The organism is Orrella sp. 11846, assembly GCF_048820935.1.
Taxonomy (GTDB): Bacteria; Pseudomonadota; Gammaproteobacteria; order Burkholderiales; family Burkholderiaceae_B; genus Algicoccus.
In genome coordinates this window covers 18,222-36,372 of the sequence record NZ_JBMERD010000009.1, presented here as the reverse complement: position 1 = coordinate 36,372, position 18,151 = coordinate 18,222, and the positions used below count along the sequence as shown (strand labels likewise).

Below are 18,151 nucleotides of genomic sequence, written 5' to 3'. Positions count from 1 at the left end.
CGAGTCCCGTCACAATCCAATCGGTGGTTATCTTTATGCAACCTGAGGTTGAAACATTGACAGGCCTTGAGCGCCGAATCGAAGTAACCGTTCAGATGGCGGACGTTGAGAAGCAAGTCAGCCAGGAACTCAAACAAGTCGCTCGTACGGCTAAAGCACCTGGATTCCGTCCTGGTAAGGTGCCGATGTCAATGCTTGAGCGCAGCCATGGGCCTGGTATTCGTTACGATGTCATCAATCAACTGGTGGGCGAGGCCATCGGCGACGCACTCGACAAGACGGGTTTGCGGATTGCAGGTGCTCCCAGCGTGGAACCTAAAACAGAAGACGTCGCAGATGACGTGCTGTCGTTCCTTGCGACCTTCGAAATCTATCCGGACGTTGAAGTGCCCGAGTTGGGTGAGCTGGAAATCACACAAACAACGTGTGAAGTCGGTGATGAAGCCATCGAAAAAACCATTGATATTTTGCGTGAACAACGCACCGAATACGTCGAAGAAGAAGGTCGTGCAACTCAGGATGGCGATCAAGTCAAAGTTGACTTTGTTGGCAAACTGGATGATGTGGCTTTTGACGGCGGTACCGCTGACGATTTCGTGTTCCAGGTCGGTAAAGGCCGCATGCTCGCCGAGTTTGAAGAAGCCGTTCAGGGTTTGAAAGCAGGTGAAAGCAAAACTTTCCCATTGACTTTCCCTGAGGACTATCAAGCTGAACATCTGGCTGGTAAAACCGCTGAGTTTACTGTGACTGTGAAAGCTGTGATGCGCCCTGAATTGCCTGAAGTGGATGCCGATTTTGCACGTGCATTAGGTCAGGCTGAAGGCGATGTTGAAAAACTGATGGAAGAAATTCGTCAGAACATCGAACGCGAAGTCAGTGCACGTACAAGCGCTCGCTCAAAAGACAGCGTGATGAATGCATTGCTGCAAGCCGTGACTTTTGATGTGCCTAAAGCACTGGTTCAACAAGAAGTGGCTGGTCGTGTGCAAGCTGCTCGTGAAGAGCTGCGTTCACGCGGTATGCCCGATGTGGACAAAATGCCAATTCCTGAAGAATTGTTTGAGGAAGAAGCAACCCGTCGTGTGAAGCTGGGTCTCTTGCTGGCTGCTTTGGTTGAAAAAGCTGAGTTGCAAGCCAAGCCTGAGCAAGTTCGTGCCAAAATCGAAGCGTTTGCACAGAACTACGAAGATCCTGCCGAAGTGGTTGGCTACTATCTGTCCGATGCTGAGCGTCGTGCTGAAATCGAAGCCGTGGTGCTTGAGGACAATGTGGTCGAACACATTATGGCGCAAGCCAAAGTTACACCGAAAGCTGTCTCATTTGATGAAATCATGGGCACAGCACAACCTGAGCCAGAAACGTCTGAACAGGACGAATCAGAGCAGGCTTAATTCCTCTGGTGTAATATCCATGGATCGAAGAGGTGCTGCCATTTCGCAGCGCCTTCTTGTCTGTTATTTGAGTTGAATCGGGATCGGAGCCGCACCAAGAATATGAGCAATCACATCTCTATGAATCATTTTGCTGATTTTTACGCCAATCTGCACGGTGGCTCTTCATTAACACCGACAGGTCTGGGTTACATTCCCATGGTTGTTGAGCAGTCCGGTCGTGGTGAGCGTGCATTTGATATTTATTCACGTCTCCTGAAGGAGCGTGTCATTTTTCTGGTCGGTCCAGTGACGGATCAGAGCGCCAATCTCGTGGTTGCTCAATTGCTATTTTTAGAATCAGAAAATCCCGATAAAGATATTTCACTCTATATCAATTCTCCAGGTGGTTCGGTATACGCTGGTATGGCGATGTACGATACGATGCGTTTCGTGAAGCCTGACATCTCCACGCTTTGCACAGGCTTAGCAGCCAGTATGGGTGCTTTCCTGCTTGCCGCGGGTACGAAAGGCAAACGTTATTGCCTACCAAACTCTCGGATTATGATTCATCAGCCTTCTGGTGGTGCGCAAGGTCAGGCATCAGATATTCAGATTCAAGCACGCGAAATTCTGGATTTGCGTGTCCGACTCAATGAAATTTTGGCTGAGAATACCGGTCAACCCGTGAGTCGTATTGAACTGGATACGGAACGCGATAACTTCATGTCAGCGCAGGCTGCTGTGGAGTATGGCATTATTGATAAGATGTTGACCAGTCGTGCGGATGCGGATGCTGGCTGAATTAGAAAATTGAGTACACGAGATAATGACTGAAAAGAAAACTGGAAAGTCCACAAAGAAGTTGCACTGCTCTTTTTGTGAAAAAAGTCAGGAAGAGGTGCGTAAGCTGATTGCCGGTCATTCCGGTTTTATTTGTGACGAGTGTGTTGAGCTTTGTCAGAATATTCTTCTGGAAGAGTTGATTGCAGAGCCTTCTGACCGTGCTGAGCTTCCCACACCGATTCAGATCAAAGAGTTTTTAGATCAATATGTAATTGGTCAGGATTTGCCAAAACGCATTTTGTCGGTGGCGGTCTATAACCATTACAAACGACTTTCGCACGGTGTTGAACCGGCTGCAGACGAAGTCGAATTAAGTAAAAGTAACGTCCTGATGATTGGACCCACAGGCTCCGGGAAGACCCTGTTGGTACAAACACTGGCTCGTCAGCTTAACGTGCCGTTTGTCATGGCCGATGCCACGACATTGACCGAAGCTGGGTATGTCGGTGAAGACGTTGAAAATATTATTCAAAAGCTTCTGCAAAACTGCAACTACGATGTTGCTCGTGCAGAACGTGCCATTATTTACATCGATGAGATTGATAAGATTTCACGTAAATCAGACAATCCATCGATTACACGAGACGTGTCAGGTGAGGGTGTCCAGCAAGCGTTGCTGAAACTCATCGAAGGAACCGTAGCTTCGGTGCCACCTCAAGGCGGTCGTAAACATCCGAACCAGGACTTTGTGCAAGTCGACACCACCAATATTCTGTTTATCGTCGGTGGCGCTTTTGATGGCCTGGAAAAGGTCATCATGAACCGCACTGAGCGTTCAGGAATTGGGTTTGGTGCCTCAGTCGCTGCCAAGAGTGAGAAAGCAGCTGGTGAAGCCTTTGAGTCGGTTGAACCTGAGGATCTGATTAAGTTTGGATTGATTCCTGAGCTTGTCGGGCGTTTGCCTGTGATTGCGACCTTGCAAGAGTTGTCAGAAGACACCTTGGTGAGAGTCTTAACTGAGCCCAAGAATTCGCTGATTCGACAGTTCACAAAGCTGTTTGACATGGAAGATGTTGAACTGGAAATCACATCCGAAGCCTTACACGCGATTGCTCGCAAGGCAATTTTAAGAAAAACAGGTGCTCGTGGTTTGAGATCAATTCTTGAAAACGCGTTATTAGACACCATGTTTGAAATTCCCTCCTACGGGAATGTCTCCAAAGTGATTTTGGATGAAAACGTGATTACAGCCAATGCCAAACCAACATTGCTGTACAAAGATGACACAGTCAAGAAGGGTGACAAAAAGGCAGAAAAAGATCAGACCAATGATCATGCCGCAGCCTGAATGTACTGAATGTGCTGGCCTTTTACAGGTCAGCACTTGATATTCAGGAAATTGTCCCAATATCACTAACCATAGTTAGCGAAAGTCCCGATGCAGTGTGTTTCAGGGACGACAATGAAGAGGACAAATTATGTCAAGTCATTCCGTTTTACCGGCTGAGCGTATTACATTACCATTGCTCCCTTTGCGTGACGTGGTGGTGTTTCCGCACATGGTGATTCCATTGTTTGTGGGTCGGCCGCGCTCGATTCGTGCTCTCGAATCTGCCATGGCTGACAATAAAAATGTGATGCTAGCCGCTCAGAAGTCAGCCTCCAAAGATGATCCAGCGCCAGAAGATGTTTATGAGCTGGGAAGTTTAGCCACGATTCTCCAAATGCTGAAACTGCCTGATGGGACCGTTAAAGTCCTAGTGGAGGGCGTGCAGCGTGCCAAAATTCTGAGTATCTCGGATACCGATGAACATTTTTCTGCCGATGTGATGCCCTTAGAGCCTGTCGATGAGCAGGGTGCTGAGGTTGAGGCATTGCGACGTACGGTGGTGAATCAGTTTGAAACCTACGTCAAACTCAATAAGAAGATTCCACCCGAGGTACTAGGCTCATTGTCCAGTATCGAAAGTGCGTCACGATTGGCTGATTCGATTGCAGCGCATTTGCCTTTAAAGCTTGAGCAAAAGCAGAATCTGCTTGAGATCACCGATACCGTTAAGCGCCTAGAAGCTTTGTTGGGTCAGATTGAATCTGAAGTCGATATTCTTCAGGTCGAAAAGCGCATTCGTGGTCGCGTCAAAAAGCAGATGGAAAAAAGCCAGCGTGATTACTATCTGAATGAGCAAGTGAAAGCCATTCAGAAAGAACTCGGTGATGCTGAAGATGGGGCGGATATCGAAGAGCTTGAGCAGCGCATCGCAAAAGCTGGTTTATCAAAAGAAGCCCATAAAAAAGTCGATGCTGAAGTTAAAAAGCTCAAGATGATGTCGCCGATGTCGGCTGAAGCAACCGTGGTTCGCAATTACATCGATACCGTGGTGGATTTACCGTGGCGTAAAAAGAGCAAGATCAATCATTCGATTCAAACGGCAGAAACCGTCTTGGATGATGATCACTACGGCTTAGAGAAGGTCAAAGAACGCATTGTTGAGTACTTGGCTGTGCAGCAACGTGTTGATAAGGTGAAAGCGCCCATTCTTTGTTTGGTGGGACCACCTGGTGTGGGTAAAACCTCACTTGGTCAAAGTATTGCGCGGGCGACCAATCGTAAGTTTGTTCGCATGGCTTTAGGTGGCGTGCGTGATGAGGCTGAGATTCGCGGTCATCGTCGCACTTACATTGGTTCTATGCCAGGCAAGATTTTGCAGAACATGACTAAAGTGGGTGTAAGAAATCCGCTCTTCTTACTCGATGAAATCGATAAGTTAGGTATGGACTTCCGAGGTGATCCGGCTTCTGCTTTGTTGGAAGTGCTGGATCCCGAACAAAACCATACATTCCAAGACCACTACGTGGAAGTGGATTTCGATTTGTCAGATGTGATGTTTGTGGCAACGAGCAATACGCTGAATATCCCACCCGCTTTGCTGGATCGGATGGAAGTGATTCGTTTGGCTGGCTACACTGAAGACGAAAAGATTCACATTGCCAAAGAACATCTGCTGCCCAAGCTCATGAAAAACAATGGGCTTCGCGATGGTGAAATGACGATCAGTGATGATGCCTTGCGCGACATTATTCGTTATTACACGCAAGAAGCGGGTGTGCGAGGTCTAGAGCGTGAGATTAGCAAAGTCTGCCGTAAAGTGGTGAAGTCTTTGGTGAGCCTGGAACCTGAAAAAACGACTAAATCAAAATCACGCAAAGCAGCTGACAAAGTTGAGCACTGTGTTGAAGTGAATTCTGAAAACTTGGCTGACTTTTTAGGTGTGCGCCGTTATAGCTACGGTATGGCCGAAAAAGACAATCAGGTCGGACAGGTCACTGGTTTGGCATGGACTGAGGTTGGCGGTGATTTGCTGACCATTGAAGTCGCGGATATGCCAGGTAAAGGACAGATTCTCAGAACGGGTTCACTCGGTGATGTGATGAAGGAATCGGTGGAAGCTGCTCGTAGTGTCGTGCGTTCACGTGCAAACCGTCTTGGTATCTCCAATACTGTGTTTGAAAAACGTGATCTACACGTTCACGTTCCGGAAGGCGCAACACCCAAAGATGGGCCGTCTGCTGGTGGCGCAATCACGACAGCGATTGTTTCTGCGTTGACGGGCATCCCTGTCAAGGCTGATGTCGCAATGACTGGTGAGATCACGCTACGTGGTGAAGTACTGGCGATTGGTGGTTTGAAAGAAAAACTACTGGCTGCGCGTCGTGGCGGTATTAAGACCGTCCTGATTCCGCAGGAAAACGTCAAAGATTTGGCAGAGATTCCTGACAACATCAAGAACCATCTGGATATTGTGCCTGTAAAGTGGATTGATCAGGTTCTGGAAGTGGCTCTGGAGCGTATGCCAGAAGCCATTGAGGCTGAAGAGGCCACTCAACCCGCTGTGGTTGGTGGAAAATCAGACACAAGTCCAGCACCGCTGACAAAACATTAATCGGCAGGTGTTAAGAGCCCATGATTCAAAACATGGATTCGGTTCGGTTGGATAAATGGCTTTGGGCGGCGCGGTTTTTTAAATCGCGCTCCCTAGCCACAGAAGCCATTACGTTAGGACGAGTTCACGTCAACGACAGTCGTGTTAAGCCTGCGCACCCTGTTAAGCTGGGAGAGCGTGTTCGTGTTCAGCGAGGCCATGAACGACTCGAAGTACTTGTGCGAATGTTAAGTGATGTCAGGCGATCTGCACCTTTGGCGCAGTTGCTTTATGAGGAAACGCCGGAGAGTGTGACCTTGCGTCAAGAGGTTAGTGAAGCCCGTCGTCTTTACACGGAGCCAGCGCGTGCTATTCGGGGTGGTCGTCCGACTAAGCGAGAACGACGTCAGATTGAGCGTTTTACACGCGACGAATAAAACTTTTGAAAATACTCGCCACGTTTTCTTCAATCATTCAGAAAGTTTGTTGCTTTAATGAAGTGCTGTATTGCGGATTAGTCCGACCGCGATGCCTTCGAGCGCAAAGTCCTCATCTCCATGAGCTTCAATGGGTTCAAAATCTTCATTTTCAGGAAGCAGGATGATTTTATTTTTTGCTTTCTGTAGTCTTTTTACAGTGACCTCTTCACCGATTCTGGCAACGACAATACTGCCGTTTAGTGCGTCTTGTGTCTTACGGACAGCCAGTAAATCACCATCCATAATGCCAATGTTGCGCATACTCATCCCTTTAACAGTGAGCAAATAATCTGGCTTGCTCTTAAAGAGACTATGGGGCACCTGATATTCGTCGATGACGTTTTCTGTTGCGAGAATAGGGGAGCCAGCTGCGACACGACCTACTAGTGGTAGCTGAAAGCTATCTTCATTTGAAGATGTAGCTGTGGAAAGAGATACTTCGCTGGAGGCGGGTTCACGGTTTGACTGTAAGATTCGAATGCCACGCGATGCGCCTGTCTTGAGTTCAATGTAGCCTTTTTTAGCTAAAGCACGCAGATGGTCTTCGGCAGCATTGATTGAACGGAATCCAAGAATTTTGGCGAGTTCAGCGCGTGTGGGAGGAAAACCGTTTTTTTCAATCAAATCTTCAATGAGATTTAGAATTTCTGCTTGACGAGGAGTCAACGCGGTCGCCATAAGATCGCCTTTTTATCTGTATATATTTACAGTTAAAGATTATGCGGCAATTTATATGAAATGGCAAGTGTTAGGTGTCTGCGTGTTAGTTGTCTGCAAATGCCATTGTGACACTCGCAGACAGAATCAAAGTCTGTACGACTTATTGTGCTTTCAGAACTTGTGCAATTGCGTCTGAGACGATATCGATGTTGCGGCTATTTAAAGCAGCAACACAAATCCGACCCGTTGAGAGTGCGTAAATTGCATGTTCTTCGCGAAGTTGATCGACTTGATCGGCAGTTAAACCTGAGAATGAAAACATGCCATTCTGACGTAGTACAAAACTAAAGTCTTGATCGATGCCGTTTTCTGCTAGTTTTTCAACAAGGCTAGAGCGCATGAGTTTGATGCGTTCGCGCATTTGACCTAGCTCTTCGTCCCACATGGCGAATAGTTCGGGTGAGTTGAGCACTTCACCGACCACGGCAGCACCAAAAGTGGGTGGGTTGGAATAGTTCGTGCGAATCACGCGTTTCACTTGACTCAGGACGCGTTTGGCTTCCTGCTCGCTTTCGGTCAGGATGGTAAGGGCGCCGATACGCTCACCGTAGAGTGAGAAGGATTTTGAAAAAGAAGTGCTGACAAAGCAGTTCAGACCTTTTTCAACAAATAAGCGCACCGCATGAGCATCTTCTTGTAGACCTGTACCAAAACCTTGGTAGGCAATGTCCATAAAGGGGATTAGCTGCTTTTCTTTGCAAATGTCTGCAATCAGGGCCCACTGATCGGTGGTTGGGTCAACACCAGTCGGATTGTGGCAGCATGCATGCAAAATCACAATGGATTGATCAGGCAGTTCTCGCAATGCCTTCAACATGCCTTCAATGTCTAAACCTCGCGTGTTGGGATCGTAATAAGGATACTCAACGACCTCAAAACCTGCAGCTTCGAATAGGGCACGATGGTTCTCCCAGCTGGGATTACTGATCGCAACTTTCGCACCGGGCTTAAGTGTGGCCAGAAAATCTGCACCAATTTTTAGTGCGCCTGTTCCACCAATGGACTGGACGGTCACTGCGCATGATTGTGCCAATGCGGGGTGATCTGCGCCCAGCAAAAGCTTTTGAACGCCTTGATTCAGACTCGCTAAACCTTCGATGGGCAGATAGCCGTGGGCAAGTTGTGCTTGTACACGCGCCATTTCTACTTGATGCACGCAACGCAGCAACGGGATGCGTCCTTCGTCATCATAATAAACACCGACGCCCAGATTGATCTTGTTGGGGCGGGTGTCGGTATTGAATTGTTCTGTCAGACCCAAGATGGGGTCGCGGGGCGCAAGCGCCACTTGCGCAAATAAATTGCTCATGAAACTACCTTTGGCACCATTTGGTGCAGCTTTGGTTGGACTGTACGAATAGGTCAACCCCTCAGCATAAATGCTCGCGTAGGTCATTTGTTCAGAAAGAAGATTTTTTACACATTTTCTGTTCAAACTGGACGTTGCGCGTGTGTCTCGTCATAATGGAGAGTTGTTTACGCAAATGGGAATTTACCCAAGTGAAAGTCTAACATGGCGCAAGGTCACTTCGTAGAGTTTGCAGATAGTCCGTTTTCCTTGTTTCAACCGTATCCACCAGCGGGTGATCAACCCGAGGCGATTGAACGATTGTCAGAAGGTATTGAGGATGGTTTGATGTTTCAGACCTTGCTCGGTGTAACGGGGTCTGGAAAGACATATACCATGGCAAACGTCATTGCGAGAACAGGGCGTCCTGCCTTGGTGCTTGCACCCAATAAAACATTGGCAGCCCAGTTGTATGCTGAGATGCGCGAGTTTTTTCCACGCAATGCGGTCGAGTACTTCGTTTCGTACTATGACTACTATCAGCCAGAAGCGTATGTGCCTTCACGAGATCTTTTTATTGAAAAAGATTCTTCAGTCAATGAGCACATCGAGCAGATGCGATTGTCTGCAACGAAAAGCCTATTAGAGCGTCGCGACACGATTATCGTGGGCACCGTGTCCTGTATTTACGGGATTGGAAACCCATCTGATTACCATGCGATGGTACTAATCTTTCGGGTCGGTGATCGCATTCAGCGTAGTGAGATTCTGGCTCGGCTCGTGGCAATGCAGTACCAGCGTGATGACATTGAGTTCACGCGCGGTGTGTTTCGTGTACGGGGTGATGTGATCGATATCTTCCCGGCTGAAAGTGCAGAGCTTGCAGTCCGAGTGACGATGTTCGATGATGAGATCGAAACCCTGTCCTTGTTTGATCCATTGACCGGGCAGGTACGACAAAACGTGCCGCGGTTTACGGTTTATCCAGGTTCCCATTACGTGACGCCTAGGGCTACTGTGCTGCGTGCGATTGATACGATTAAAGAGGAGTTGAGTGAGCGATTGGATCAGCTCTACTCGAATAATGAAATTGCGTATGCGCAGCGTCTGGAGCAACGCACTCGCTTTGATCTGGAAATGTTGTCTGAATTGGGTTTTTGTAAAGGCATTGAAAACTATTCACGACACTTGTCTGGTGCGCAGCCTGGTGAGCCGCCACCGACGCTTATTGATTATTTGCCGCGCGATGCGCTGATGTTTATTGATGAAAGCCACGTCACTATGGGGCAGTTAGGTGGGATGTATCGTGGTGACCGTGCACGCAAAGAAACACTGGTGCAATACGGGTTTCGATTGCCATCAGCATTGGATAACCGACCTTTAAAGCTCGAAGAGTTTGAGCAACGCATGCGTCAGACCGTGTTTGTGTCGGCGACACCTGCGGCTTATGAGGAAACGCACTCTGATCAGGTTGTTGAGCAGGTTGTGCGTCCCACTGGTTTGGTGGATCCGATTGTCGAGGTGTTACCAGCTGTTACACAAGTTGATGACTTACTGGAGAAAGCCAAGCACTGCATCGCTCAGGGTCAGCGTGTTCTTGTCACAACACTGACCAAACGCATGTCTGAAGAGCTGACAGATTTTTTGATTGAGCAAGGCTTAAAGGTTCGTTATTTACACTCGGATATTGATACGGTAGAGCGTGTTGAAATTTTGCGGGACTTACGCTTAGGTGTTTTTGATGTTTTGGTTGGGATTAACTTGCTGCGAGAAGGGCTTGATATTCCTGAAGTGGCATTGGTTGCGATTCTGGATGCTGACAAAGAAGGTTTTTTGCGCTCAGAGCGCAGTTTGATTCAAACTATAGGGCGGGCTGCTAGAAACGTACAGGGTAGGGCCATTCTTTACGCAGATCGAATCACGGACTCCATGCGACGTGCAATGGAGGAGACTGATCGCAGACGTACAAAACAGATTGCTTTTAACGTCGAGCACGGTATTGAAGCGCGCAGTGTTCAGAAGGCCGTGAAAGAACTGATTGACGGCGTGGTCATGACAGTCGATACTGCAACTGATGAGACATGGATGCCTGAATATAAAGTTGAGGATCCAAAATCGGTCGCTAGGGCAATTAAACAGCTTGAGAAGCGAATGTTCGATCATGCCAAAAATCTGGAGTTTGAGCAGGCAGCTCAAACGCGTGATGCATTAGAGGCATTGCGAGAAAAAGTTTTGCGGTAAAGGTTTTATCTGTCTTTGGTTTTGTTAAAAATGTTGTGATGCACCATTTCTTAATCGATAAACTGATTGTTCTTTGTGTAAGTTGCAATGGGAAGTGGTGTTGAGATTTTGACTGGAAGTGCGAAAAACACAAAAATTTCGTTTTTCGTAAAAGATTTGTAAGTGCAATTTACAAAAAAACAGTAGACATTTTACGGGTTTTCCCTCAAAATACACGCCATGATGACAAAAGTACTCTTCGTTTGCATGGGAAATATCTGCCGCTCCCCGAGTGCGGAGGGCGTATTTCGCCATATGATTCATGAGGCCGGCCTGAGTGACGCGGTGAGCGTGGACTCCGCCGGTACGCATAACTATCACCTCGGTGACGCCCCAGATGCGAGAGCAATTGCTGCTGCGCGCAAACGTGGCTATGAGATCGCTGAGCGTCCTGCTCGACAGGTGACTGCACAAGATTTCAGAGATTTTGACTTGATTCTTGCCATGGACTGGGAGAATCTTTCAGCCATGCAGCAGCAATGCCCTGTGATGCACCGGCATAAGCTCATGCTCTTAATGCGTTACGCCAACGAATTTGAAGAAGCGACAGTGCCTGATCCTTATTACGGTAGTCTGGATGGCTTTGGTAAGGTTCTGGATTACATCGAAGACGCATGTCAGGGCGTATTGGATGTTGTTCGTAAGCGTGTTACGCAATATCAAGCGGCTTAAATCACCGTTTAATGTTCGCTTTTAGGTTTTTTATCTTCTTCTTAGATTAATGCGTCATTTTTAAATTGATTTTTAATGCTCGCGTGTTGATTTCATGTCATTTTTGAATGCCTGATTTGATCTAGATCAGGTATTCAGTCTTCCTTTTTTATCGGGTGTTTACCCTGATGAATCTCGGCTAAACATACCTTATCGCGGTTGTGTAAAGATATATCCGACATGTTGATATGTATTATCCGAGTAAATTGCTCGGTTATTTGCTATACTAGACCTGTTTAGTCAACTATGTGCTATGACAAATCAGTCTTATAAAGCAATTAAGTCAGATTTGTCAGGTACTTATTCAGAGGACAATGACATGCGACTTACAACAAAGGGACGTTTTGCGGTAACGGCGATGATTGATCTGGCCCTACGTCAACACGGTGGTCCAGTGACTTTGTCCGCCATCAGCCAGCGACAAAGTATTTCTCTGTCGTATCTTGAGCAACTGTTCGGTAAGCTTCGACGCCATGAGCTCGTCGATAGTATCCGGGGACCTGGTGGCGGCTATACCTTGGCCAAACTCGCTCGGAATATTACGGTTGCCGATATTATTTTTGCGGTGGATGAGCCCATCGATGCAACAAATTGCGGTGGCAAATCCAATTGTTCAACCGATGAGCATGGTCGACCAACAGTCTGTATGACCCACGATTTGTGGTCTGCTTTAAATCGCACCATGGTCGATTTCTTGGATTCGGTTTCACTGCAAAATCTGGTTGATCAGCAAAGAATGCGTCAACTGAAAGAGGGGACTGCGCATCGCTCGGAAACCCCAGTCAAGATTTCTCCCACCGCAGCCGATCCGTTTGCACGTCGTGCAGGCGAGACCGTCTTTGTGTGATTCAGAATAAATTCATGCCTGTTTCAGGAGTAGTACAACATGTCAGATAAGCCAGCTATTTATCTTGATTACTCAGCGACCACACCGGTTGATCCGCGAGTTGCCGACAAAATGGTGCCGTGGCTCTACGAAAAGTTTGGTAACCCCGCGTCACGCAGTCACGTGTTTGGATGGGTTGCGGAGGAGGCCGTTGAAAAAGCCCGTGCACAGGTCGCAGAGCTTGTGAATGCGGATCCCCGTGAAATCATTTGGACATCGGGTGCAACCGAGTCAAACAACCTCGCCATTAAGGGCGCAGCACAGTTTTATTCTGAGCGTGGCAAACACGTTTTGACTGTGAAGACTGAGCATAAAGCTGTGCTGGATCCCTGTCGTGAACTCGAGCGCCAAGGATTTGAGGTGACGTATTTGGATGTCCAAGAAAACGGTCTGATTGATCTGGAAACTTTTGAGAAGGCATTGCGCCCTGACACCATTCTTGTTTCAGTCATGCTGGTGAACAATGAAATCGGTGTGATTCAGGATATTGCGGCCATTGGTGAGATCTGTCGCGATCGTAAGATTATCTTCCACGTAGACGCAGCGCAGGCAACTGGTAAAGTTGCGATTGATTTGCAGCAGCTCAAAGTGGATTTGATGTCTTTTAGTGCGCATAAAACGTACGGCCCGAAAGGAATTGGCGCTTTGTATGTCGGTCGTCGACCCAGAATTCGTCTGGAAGCACAGATTCACGGGGGCGGCCATGAACGCGGTTTCCGTTCAGGTACACTCGCACCGCATCAGATTGTCGGGATGGGCGAAGCTTTTCACTTGGCGGCTCAGGAAATGGCCGCAGAAAACGAACGCATCCGGATGTTGCGTGATCGTTTGTGGGCCGGTGTAAGCCAGATGGAAGAGGTTTATCTGAATGGGGACTTGGAACATCGCGTGCCCCATAACCTGAACATCAGTTTTAACTACGTCGAAGGCGAATCATTGATTATGGCCGTGAGCGAATTGGCTGTATCGAGTGGTTCCGCATGTACGTCTGCGAGCTTAGAGCCCTCGTATGTGCTGCGCGCCTTAGGTCGTGATGATGAACTAGCACATAGTTCAATCCGGTTCTCATTTGGTCGATTTACGACCCAGGAAGATATCGATTTTGCGATCGAGTTGCTGAACACGCGGGTACAAAAACTGCGCGATATGTCCCCACTTTGGGAAATGGCACAGCAAGGAATCGATCTCAGTACAGTTCAGTGGGCAGCACATTAATTCTGTCCATTTATGATCAGGAGTCAAAGTTATGGCATACAGCGATAAAGTGATGGATCACTACGAGAATCCACGAAATGTAGGTTCATTTGATCAAGCAGAAGATAAAGTTGGCACAGGAATGGTCGGTGCGCCTGCCTGTGGTGACGTGATGAAACTACAAATCCGAGTCAGTGATGAGGGTGTCATTGAAGATGCACGTTTTAAAACGTATGGTTGCGGTTCTGCCATTGCATCAAGTTCACTCGTCACCGAATGGGTGAAAGGTAAAACACTTGACCAGGCTTTGGAAATTCGTAATACAGAAATTGCGAAAGAGTTGGCATTGCCACCTGTCAAAATCCACTGTTCGATTTTGGCTGAAGATGCCATTAAAGCAGCTGTTCAGGATTACAAAACTAAGTTTGGTGGTGAAGAGTAATTCACATCAGAGGGAGTTCAGAAATGAGCGTTACATTGACATCCAGTGCCGCTGATCACATTCATAAATATATGGAAAAACGCGGTAAAGGTCTGGGTTTGCGTTTAGGTGTGCGTACGACGGGTTGTTCCGGTATGGCTTATAAGCTTGAGTATGTGGATGAGCCGGATCAAGACGATCAGATGTTTGAAAGCGAAGGGATCAAAATCTTCATCGATCCTAAGAGTCTGGTGTATCTGCAAGGCACTCAGCTGGATTACGCTCGCGAAGGCCTGAATGAAGGTTTCCGTTTTACGAACCCCAATGAAAAGGCGACCTGTGGTTGTGGCGAATCATTCACCGTCTGATCAAGATCGTGCCATCAGCGGTGAACCCGTTAATGACGGTTTGACCGAGTCCACAGCACCAAAATCTGCGGGCTCGGGTGCTGTACCGGATTTCTTCACGTTGCTTGGGTTCGAAGAATCCATGAGAATTGATGAAGAGAATTTGGCACAGCGCTGGAAAGCACGGGTTGCTCAAGTGCATCCAGATCGTTTTGCGGCTGCCAGTGCCGCTGAAAAACGAGTAGCGATGCAATGGAGTGCACAACTCAATGAAGCCTATCAGACCTTGCGTGATCCACTTAAACGGGCGCGCTATTTGTGTTCACTGCATGGTTTTGTCATCGGTGAAGGCACTGGCAATGCGCTAGATATGACGTTTCTTGAGCAGCAAATGCAATGGCGCGAATCGTTGGAAACTTGGCGTCAGTCATATCGTGATCAGGCGATAGATTCAGAGCATGCCGCTCGGGATATTGAATTGCTGAGTCAGAACGTTGCGTTGGCGCGCCATAATTGCATGGAGCGCACGGAACAGATGATTGACGCAAAGTGCTGGCCTCAGGCAGTGGCTGCGATTCAGCAGTGGCTATTTATCGACAAGTTTATCCAGGAGATTGCACGCGCTAGAAACGCAATCGCCTGATCGGATTCAACAATTTTATGGCTTTACTTCAAATTTCTGAGCCTGGGCTATCGCCTGCGCCTCATGAGCGGCGCGTGGCGATTGGGATTGATCTTGGGACAACACATTCACTGGTGGCTGCCGTGCGCCACAGTGTTGCGCAGGTATTACAGGACGAGCATGAACAGGCATTGTTGCCGTCAGCTGTTTATTATGAGTCGCCAACAGACATCCTGATCGGTCAGGAGGCGCTTGCTTTGCAACGCCAGCACCCCCTCGATACGCTGGTCTCGACCAAACGACTTATGGGTAAATCACTGGCAGATGCACAACAAGCCCAGGTGCCGTATCGTTTATCGCAACTCGGTAATAGTGTGGCGATTGATACAACCCATGCGACCGTTACACCTGTTGAAGTTGCTGCGCAAGTGCTTATGGCATTACGTCAACGGGCACAAGCTGCACTTGGTGATGATTTAGTCGGTGCAGTGATCACAGTGCCTGCCTATTTTGATGATGCGCAGCGTCAGGCAACGCGAGATGCCGCACGCATCGCAGGTTTGACTGTTTTACGTTTGCTCAACGAACCCACAGCTGCGGCACTGGCCTACGGACTTGATAATGGTTCGCAAGGCGTTTACGCCGTTTACGATTTGGGCGGTGGCACGTTTGATTTCTCTTTGTTGCGATTGACACAAGGGGTGTTTGAAGTCATTGCAACCGGTGGCGATACTGCGCTGGGTGGCGATGACTTTGATCGTGCGATTGTGACTGATGCCTTGCAAAAACAAGCGCCTGATACAACGTTAGATGCTGCCTCTGAACGGCTATTGTTACGTGCTGCACGTCAAGTGCGTGAACAACTCACGACGGTTGATGAAGCGACTCAAGACACAGGCTTGGAAGGTGCTTTATCGAGCTTGACCTTGACGCGTGCAGACTTGGATCGTTTATCTGATGTGTTGATCGAGCGTTCTTTAGACTGCGTGAAGCAAGCTTTACTAGATGCCGAGGTTCAAGTATCAGAGATTCATGGCGTTGTCATGGTTGGGGGTGCTACGCGCATGCCTGTGGTGCAACGTAAAGTTGGTGAGTTTTTTAAGACTGACCCGCTCGTGAATTTGAACCCAGACGAGGTTGTGGCGATTGGCGCCGCAAAACAGGCCAATCTACTGGCTGGTAACCGTAGTGCAGATGAAGACTGGTTGCTGCTGGATGTGACGCCTTTGTCATTGGGTCTGGAAACAATGGGCGGCTTGGTAGAAACCATCATTACCCGAAACAGTACGATCCCCGTTGCGCGCGCACAAGAGTTCACAACCTATCAGGATGGCCAAACGGCCATGAGTTTGCACGTTGTGCAGGGTGAACGCGATCTAGTGAGTGAGTGCCGCTCTTTGGCACGATTTGAATTGCGTGGTATTCCTGCGATGGTGGCTGGTGCTGCGCGTATCCGCGTGACCTTCCAGATTGATGCTGACGGACTATTAAATGTCACTGCCCGTGAAATGTTAAGCGGTGTGGAGTCTTCGATTACGGTGAAACCTTCGCATGGTTTGTCCGACGAAGAAATTGCTCGCATGCTGCAAGATGGGGTTAATAGTGCGGAATCTGATGCGCAAGATCGGATGCTGCGTGAGCAGCAAGTTCAGGCTCAGCAATTGCTTGAGTCTGTTCAGGCTGCATTGGATCAAGATGCGGATTTGCTCGAAGACAATGAACGTAACCGAATTGATGAGCAAATGCAGCGCGTGAAAATCAGTCTAGAGTCTCACGATACCGATATGATCCATGAGGCCTGTGAGGCGCTCTCACGTGAGACAGACGATTTTGCGGCCAAACGTATGGATCGAAGCATTCGTGCGGTACTGACCGGACGAACTTTAGACGAACTCTGAGTGAATTGATATGCCTAAATTAACAGTTTTGCCACATCCCGATATTTGCCCAGAAGGTGCCGTGATTGAGAATGCCCCCAAAGGGGAGTCAATCTGTCGTGTGTTGTTGGCCAATGATATTGATATTGAACATGCCTGTGAAATGGTGTGTGCTTGCACAACCTGTCACGTCATTGTGCGCGAAGGCTTTGATTCGCTTGAAGAAGCAACCGACAACGAAGAAGATATGTTGGATCGCGCTTGGGGGTTAAGCACTTTGTCTCGTCTATCATGTCAGGCCATTATTGAGGATGATGACTTGACGGTAGAGATCCCACGGTACAGTATCAACCATGCGAAAGAAAATTAATTCCGAGATTTGATCGATAGATCAGTCTCGGTGTTGAGACAAACACAGACGAGAAAGGATCTATCGTGAGAAAAAATACCGTCAAAGCAACTCTGCAAGCTGGTGGCACAGTGGCCAATGGTTGGGTGGGAATTCCGTCTTCGTATTCAGCCGAATTGATTGGACATGCTGGATTCGATTCTGTAACGGTTGATTTGCAGCATGGTTTGATCGGATTCGACCAAGCACTGCCGATGTTACAAGCCTTATCTTCCACTCCCGCCATTCCGTTGGTTCGTGTACCAGGTAATGATGGTCCGGAAATTATGCACTTACTGGATGCAGGTGCGTACGGTGTGATTTGTCCGATGATTTCGACACCAGAGCAAGCGGCAAGTTTTGTGTCTGCTTGCCGTTACCCACCTGAAGGCGATCGTTCATTCGGTCCAGCACGTGGCTTTCTCTATGGTGGAAAGGATTACTACACCCACGCCAATGAAGAAATTCTCACCATTGGCATGATTGAAACGCAAGAAGCCTTGGATAACCTTGATGCCATTTTGGCAGTCGATGGTTTGGATGGCGTCTATATCGGGCCTAATGATCTGAGTTTGAATTTGGGTCATGCACCCAGCTCAGAGCCGACTGCAGAGCCAGTGGTCAAAGCGATTGCCCACATTCTGGCGCGCACACTCGCACACGGTAAAATTCCTGGCATTTTCTGCTCCAATGGCGTGGCTGCACGGGCTCGATTGGAACAGGGCTTCCGAATGGTGACGCCAGGTAATGAAGCGGGCATATTGTCAGCTGCGGCCGCGCAAGCTGTTGCCCAAATTCGTAGCGAATCAACCGAATCGTCTACTCAAACATCTGGCTATTAAATCGAGTTTGAGGCTCATCT

The 18,151-nt window shown here is 48.2% G+C and carries 17 protein-coding genes; 15 read left to right on the top strand and 2 right to left on the bottom strand.

Annotation, left to right across the window (positions count from 1 at the left end; all coding sequences use genetic code 11):
• The first annotated feature begins 35 nt into the window (after positions 1 to 35).
• The 5 genes from tig (at position 36) to ACOI06_RS08980 (ending at position 6,513) form a co-directional block, all read left to right on the top strand.
• Positions 36 to 1,391, top strand: coding sequence for a trigger factor (gene tig, locus ACOI06_RS09000; protein WP_420662221.1), 1,356 nt, complete (start codon positions 36 to 38; stop codon positions 1,389 to 1,391).
• 120 nt (positions 1,392 to 1,511) lie between these two features.
• On the top strand, positions 1,512 to 2,174 hold the full coding sequence (gene clpP, locus ACOI06_RS08995; RefSeq protein ID WP_420662220.1) for an ATP-dependent Clp endopeptidase proteolytic subunit ClpP: 663 nt from the start codon (positions 1,512 to 1,514) through the stop codon (positions 2,172 to 2,174).
• 25 nt (positions 2,175 to 2,199) lie between these two features.
• Positions 2,200 to 3,504: an ATP-dependent Clp protease ATP-binding subunit ClpX gene (gene clpX, locus ACOI06_RS08990; RefSeq protein ID WP_420662219.1), complete on the top strand. Its 1,305-nt coding sequence runs from the start codon at positions 2,200 to 2,202 to the stop codon at positions 3,502 to 3,504.
• A gap of 130 nt (positions 3,505 to 3,634) precedes the next feature.
• Entirely contained in the window at positions 3,635 to 6,097 is a 2,463-nt protein-coding gene (gene lon / locus ACOI06_RS08985) for an endopeptidase La (RefSeq protein ID WP_420662218.1), read from the top strand.
• A 20-nt stretch (positions 6,098 to 6,117) separates the two neighbouring features.
• A complete protein-coding gene (locus ACOI06_RS08980; RefSeq protein WP_420662216.1) occupies positions 6,118 to 6,513 on the top strand; it encodes an RNA-binding S4 domain-containing protein in 396 nt (131 codons plus the stop codon).
• Between the two features lie 54 nt (positions 6,514 to 6,567).
• Here ACOI06_RS08980 and lexA read toward each other — a convergent pair whose 3' ends face one another.
• On the bottom strand, positions 6,568 to 7,233 hold the full coding sequence (lexA, locus tag ACOI06_RS08975) for a transcriptional repressor LexA (protein ID WP_420662215.1): 666 nt from the start codon (positions 7,231 to 7,233) through the stop codon (positions 6,568 to 6,570).
• Between the two features lie 142 nt (positions 7,234 to 7,375).
• Entirely contained in the window at positions 7,376 to 8,584 is a 1,209-nt protein-coding gene (locus tag ACOI06_RS08970; RefSeq protein ID WP_420662214.1) for an aromatic amino acid transaminase, read from the bottom strand.
• Positions 8,585 to 8,788: 204 nt separating this feature from the next.
• Here ACOI06_RS08970 and uvrB point away from each other — a divergent pair, with 204 nt between their 5' ends.
• The 10 genes from uvrB (at position 8,789) to ACOI06_RS08920 (ending at position 18,131) form a co-directional block, all read left to right on the top strand.
• Positions 8,789 to 10,804, top strand: coding sequence for an excinuclease ABC subunit UvrB (uvrB, locus tag ACOI06_RS08965; RefSeq protein ID WP_420662212.1), 2,016 nt, complete (start codon positions 8,789 to 8,791; stop codon positions 10,802 to 10,804).
• Positions 10,805 to 11,023: 219 nt separating this feature from the next.
• Positions 11,024 to 11,515 (top strand): low molecular weight protein-tyrosine-phosphatase, encoded by a 492-nt coding sequence (locus tag ACOI06_RS08960; RefSeq protein ID WP_420662210.1) that lies wholly within the window; start codon positions 11,024 to 11,026, stop codon positions 11,513 to 11,515.
• 358 nt (positions 11,516 to 11,873) lie between these two features.
• A complete protein-coding gene (locus tag ACOI06_RS08955; RefSeq protein ID WP_420662209.1) occupies positions 11,874 to 12,401 on the top strand; it encodes a Fe-S cluster assembly transcription factor in 528 nt (175 codons plus the stop codon).
• A gap of 39 nt (positions 12,402 to 12,440) precedes the next feature.
• Entirely contained in the window at positions 12,441 to 13,655 is a 1,215-nt protein-coding gene (locus ACOI06_RS08950; protein WP_420662208.1) for an IscS subfamily cysteine desulfurase, read from the top strand.
• A gap of 31 nt (positions 13,656 to 13,686) precedes the next feature.
• Complete coding sequence (gene iscU / locus ACOI06_RS08945; RefSeq protein WP_420662207.1) at positions 13,687 to 14,076, top strand: Fe-S cluster assembly scaffold IscU; 390 nt, start codon at positions 13,687 to 13,689, stop codon at positions 14,074 to 14,076.
• 23 nt (positions 14,077 to 14,099) lie between these two features.
• Positions 14,100 to 14,423: an iron-sulfur cluster assembly protein IscA gene (gene iscA / locus ACOI06_RS08940; protein ID WP_420662206.1), complete on the top strand. Its 324-nt coding sequence runs from the start codon at positions 14,100 to 14,102 to the stop codon at positions 14,421 to 14,423.
• The gene (gene hscB, locus ACOI06_RS08935) at positions 14,401 to 15,045 is read left to right on the top strand and encodes a Fe-S protein assembly co-chaperone HscB (protein ID WP_420662205.1); all 645 of its coding nucleotides are present in this window, start codon (positions 14,401 to 14,403) and stop codon (positions 15,043 to 15,045) included. Before iscA ends, hscB begins: the two co-directional genes overlap by 23 nt.
• A 17-nt stretch (positions 15,046 to 15,062) precedes the next feature.
• Positions 15,063 to 16,922, top strand: coding sequence for a Fe-S protein assembly chaperone HscA (gene hscA / locus ACOI06_RS08930; protein WP_420662204.1), 1,860 nt, complete (start codon positions 15,063 to 15,065; stop codon positions 16,920 to 16,922).
• A 10-nt stretch (positions 16,923 to 16,932) separates the two neighbouring features.
• Positions 16,933 to 17,271, top strand: coding sequence for an ISC system 2Fe-2S type ferredoxin (gene fdx / locus ACOI06_RS08925; RefSeq protein ID WP_420662203.1), 339 nt, complete (start codon positions 16,933 to 16,935; stop codon positions 17,269 to 17,271).
• A 65-nt stretch (positions 17,272 to 17,336) separates the two neighbouring features.
• The gene (locus tag ACOI06_RS08920) at positions 17,337 to 18,131 is read left to right on the top strand and encodes an HpcH/HpaI aldolase family protein (RefSeq protein WP_420662202.1); all 795 of its coding nucleotides are present in this window, start codon (positions 17,337 to 17,339) and stop codon (positions 18,129 to 18,131) included.
• The last annotated feature ends 20 nt before the right edge of the window (positions 18,132 to 18,151 follow it).

Coding starts and splice junctions, on each gene's coding strand:
- tig (WP_420662221.1), top strand. CDS start 36: ATGCAACCTGAGGTTGAAACATTGACAGGCCTTGAGCGCCGAATCGAA.
- clpP (WP_420662220.1), top strand. CDS start 1,512: ATGAATCATTTTGCTGATTTTTACGCCAATCTGCACGGTGGCTCTTCA.
- clpX (WP_420662219.1), top strand. CDS start 2,200: ATGACTGAAAAGAAAACTGGAAAGTCCACAAAGAAGTTGCACTGCTCT.
- lon (WP_420662218.1), top strand. CDS start 3,635: ATGTCAAGTCATTCCGTTTTACCGGCTGAGCGTATTACATTACCATTG.
- ACOI06_RS08980 (WP_420662216.1), top strand. CDS start 6,118: ATGATTCAAAACATGGATTCGGTTCGGTTGGATAAATGGCTTTGGGCG.
- lexA (WP_420662215.1), bottom strand. CDS start 7,233: ATGGCGACCGCGTTGACTCCTCGTCAAGCAGAAATTCTAAATCTCATT.
- ACOI06_RS08970 (WP_420662214.1), bottom strand. CDS start 8,584: ATGAGCAATTTATTTGCGCAAGTGGCGCTTGCGCCCCGCGACCCCATC.
- uvrB (WP_420662212.1), top strand. CDS start 8,789: ATGGCGCAAGGTCACTTCGTAGAGTTTGCAGATAGTCCGTTTTCCTTG.
- ACOI06_RS08960 (WP_420662210.1), top strand. CDS start 11,024: ATGATGACAAAAGTACTCTTCGTTTGCATGGGAAATATCTGCCGCTCC.
- ACOI06_RS08955 (WP_420662209.1), top strand. CDS start 11,874: ATGCGACTTACAACAAAGGGACGTTTTGCGGTAACGGCGATGATTGAT.
- ACOI06_RS08950 (WP_420662208.1), top strand. CDS start 12,441: ATGTCAGATAAGCCAGCTATTTATCTTGATTACTCAGCGACCACACCG.
- iscU (WP_420662207.1), top strand. CDS start 13,687: ATGGCATACAGCGATAAAGTGATGGATCACTACGAGAATCCACGAAAT.
- iscA (WP_420662206.1), top strand. CDS start 14,100: ATGAGCGTTACATTGACATCCAGTGCCGCTGATCACATTCATAAATAT.
- hscA (WP_420662204.1), top strand. CDS start 15,063: ATGGCTTTACTTCAAATTTCTGAGCCTGGGCTATCGCCTGCGCCTCAT.
- fdx (WP_420662203.1), top strand. CDS start 16,933: ATGCCTAAATTAACAGTTTTGCCACATCCCGATATTTGCCCAGAAGGT.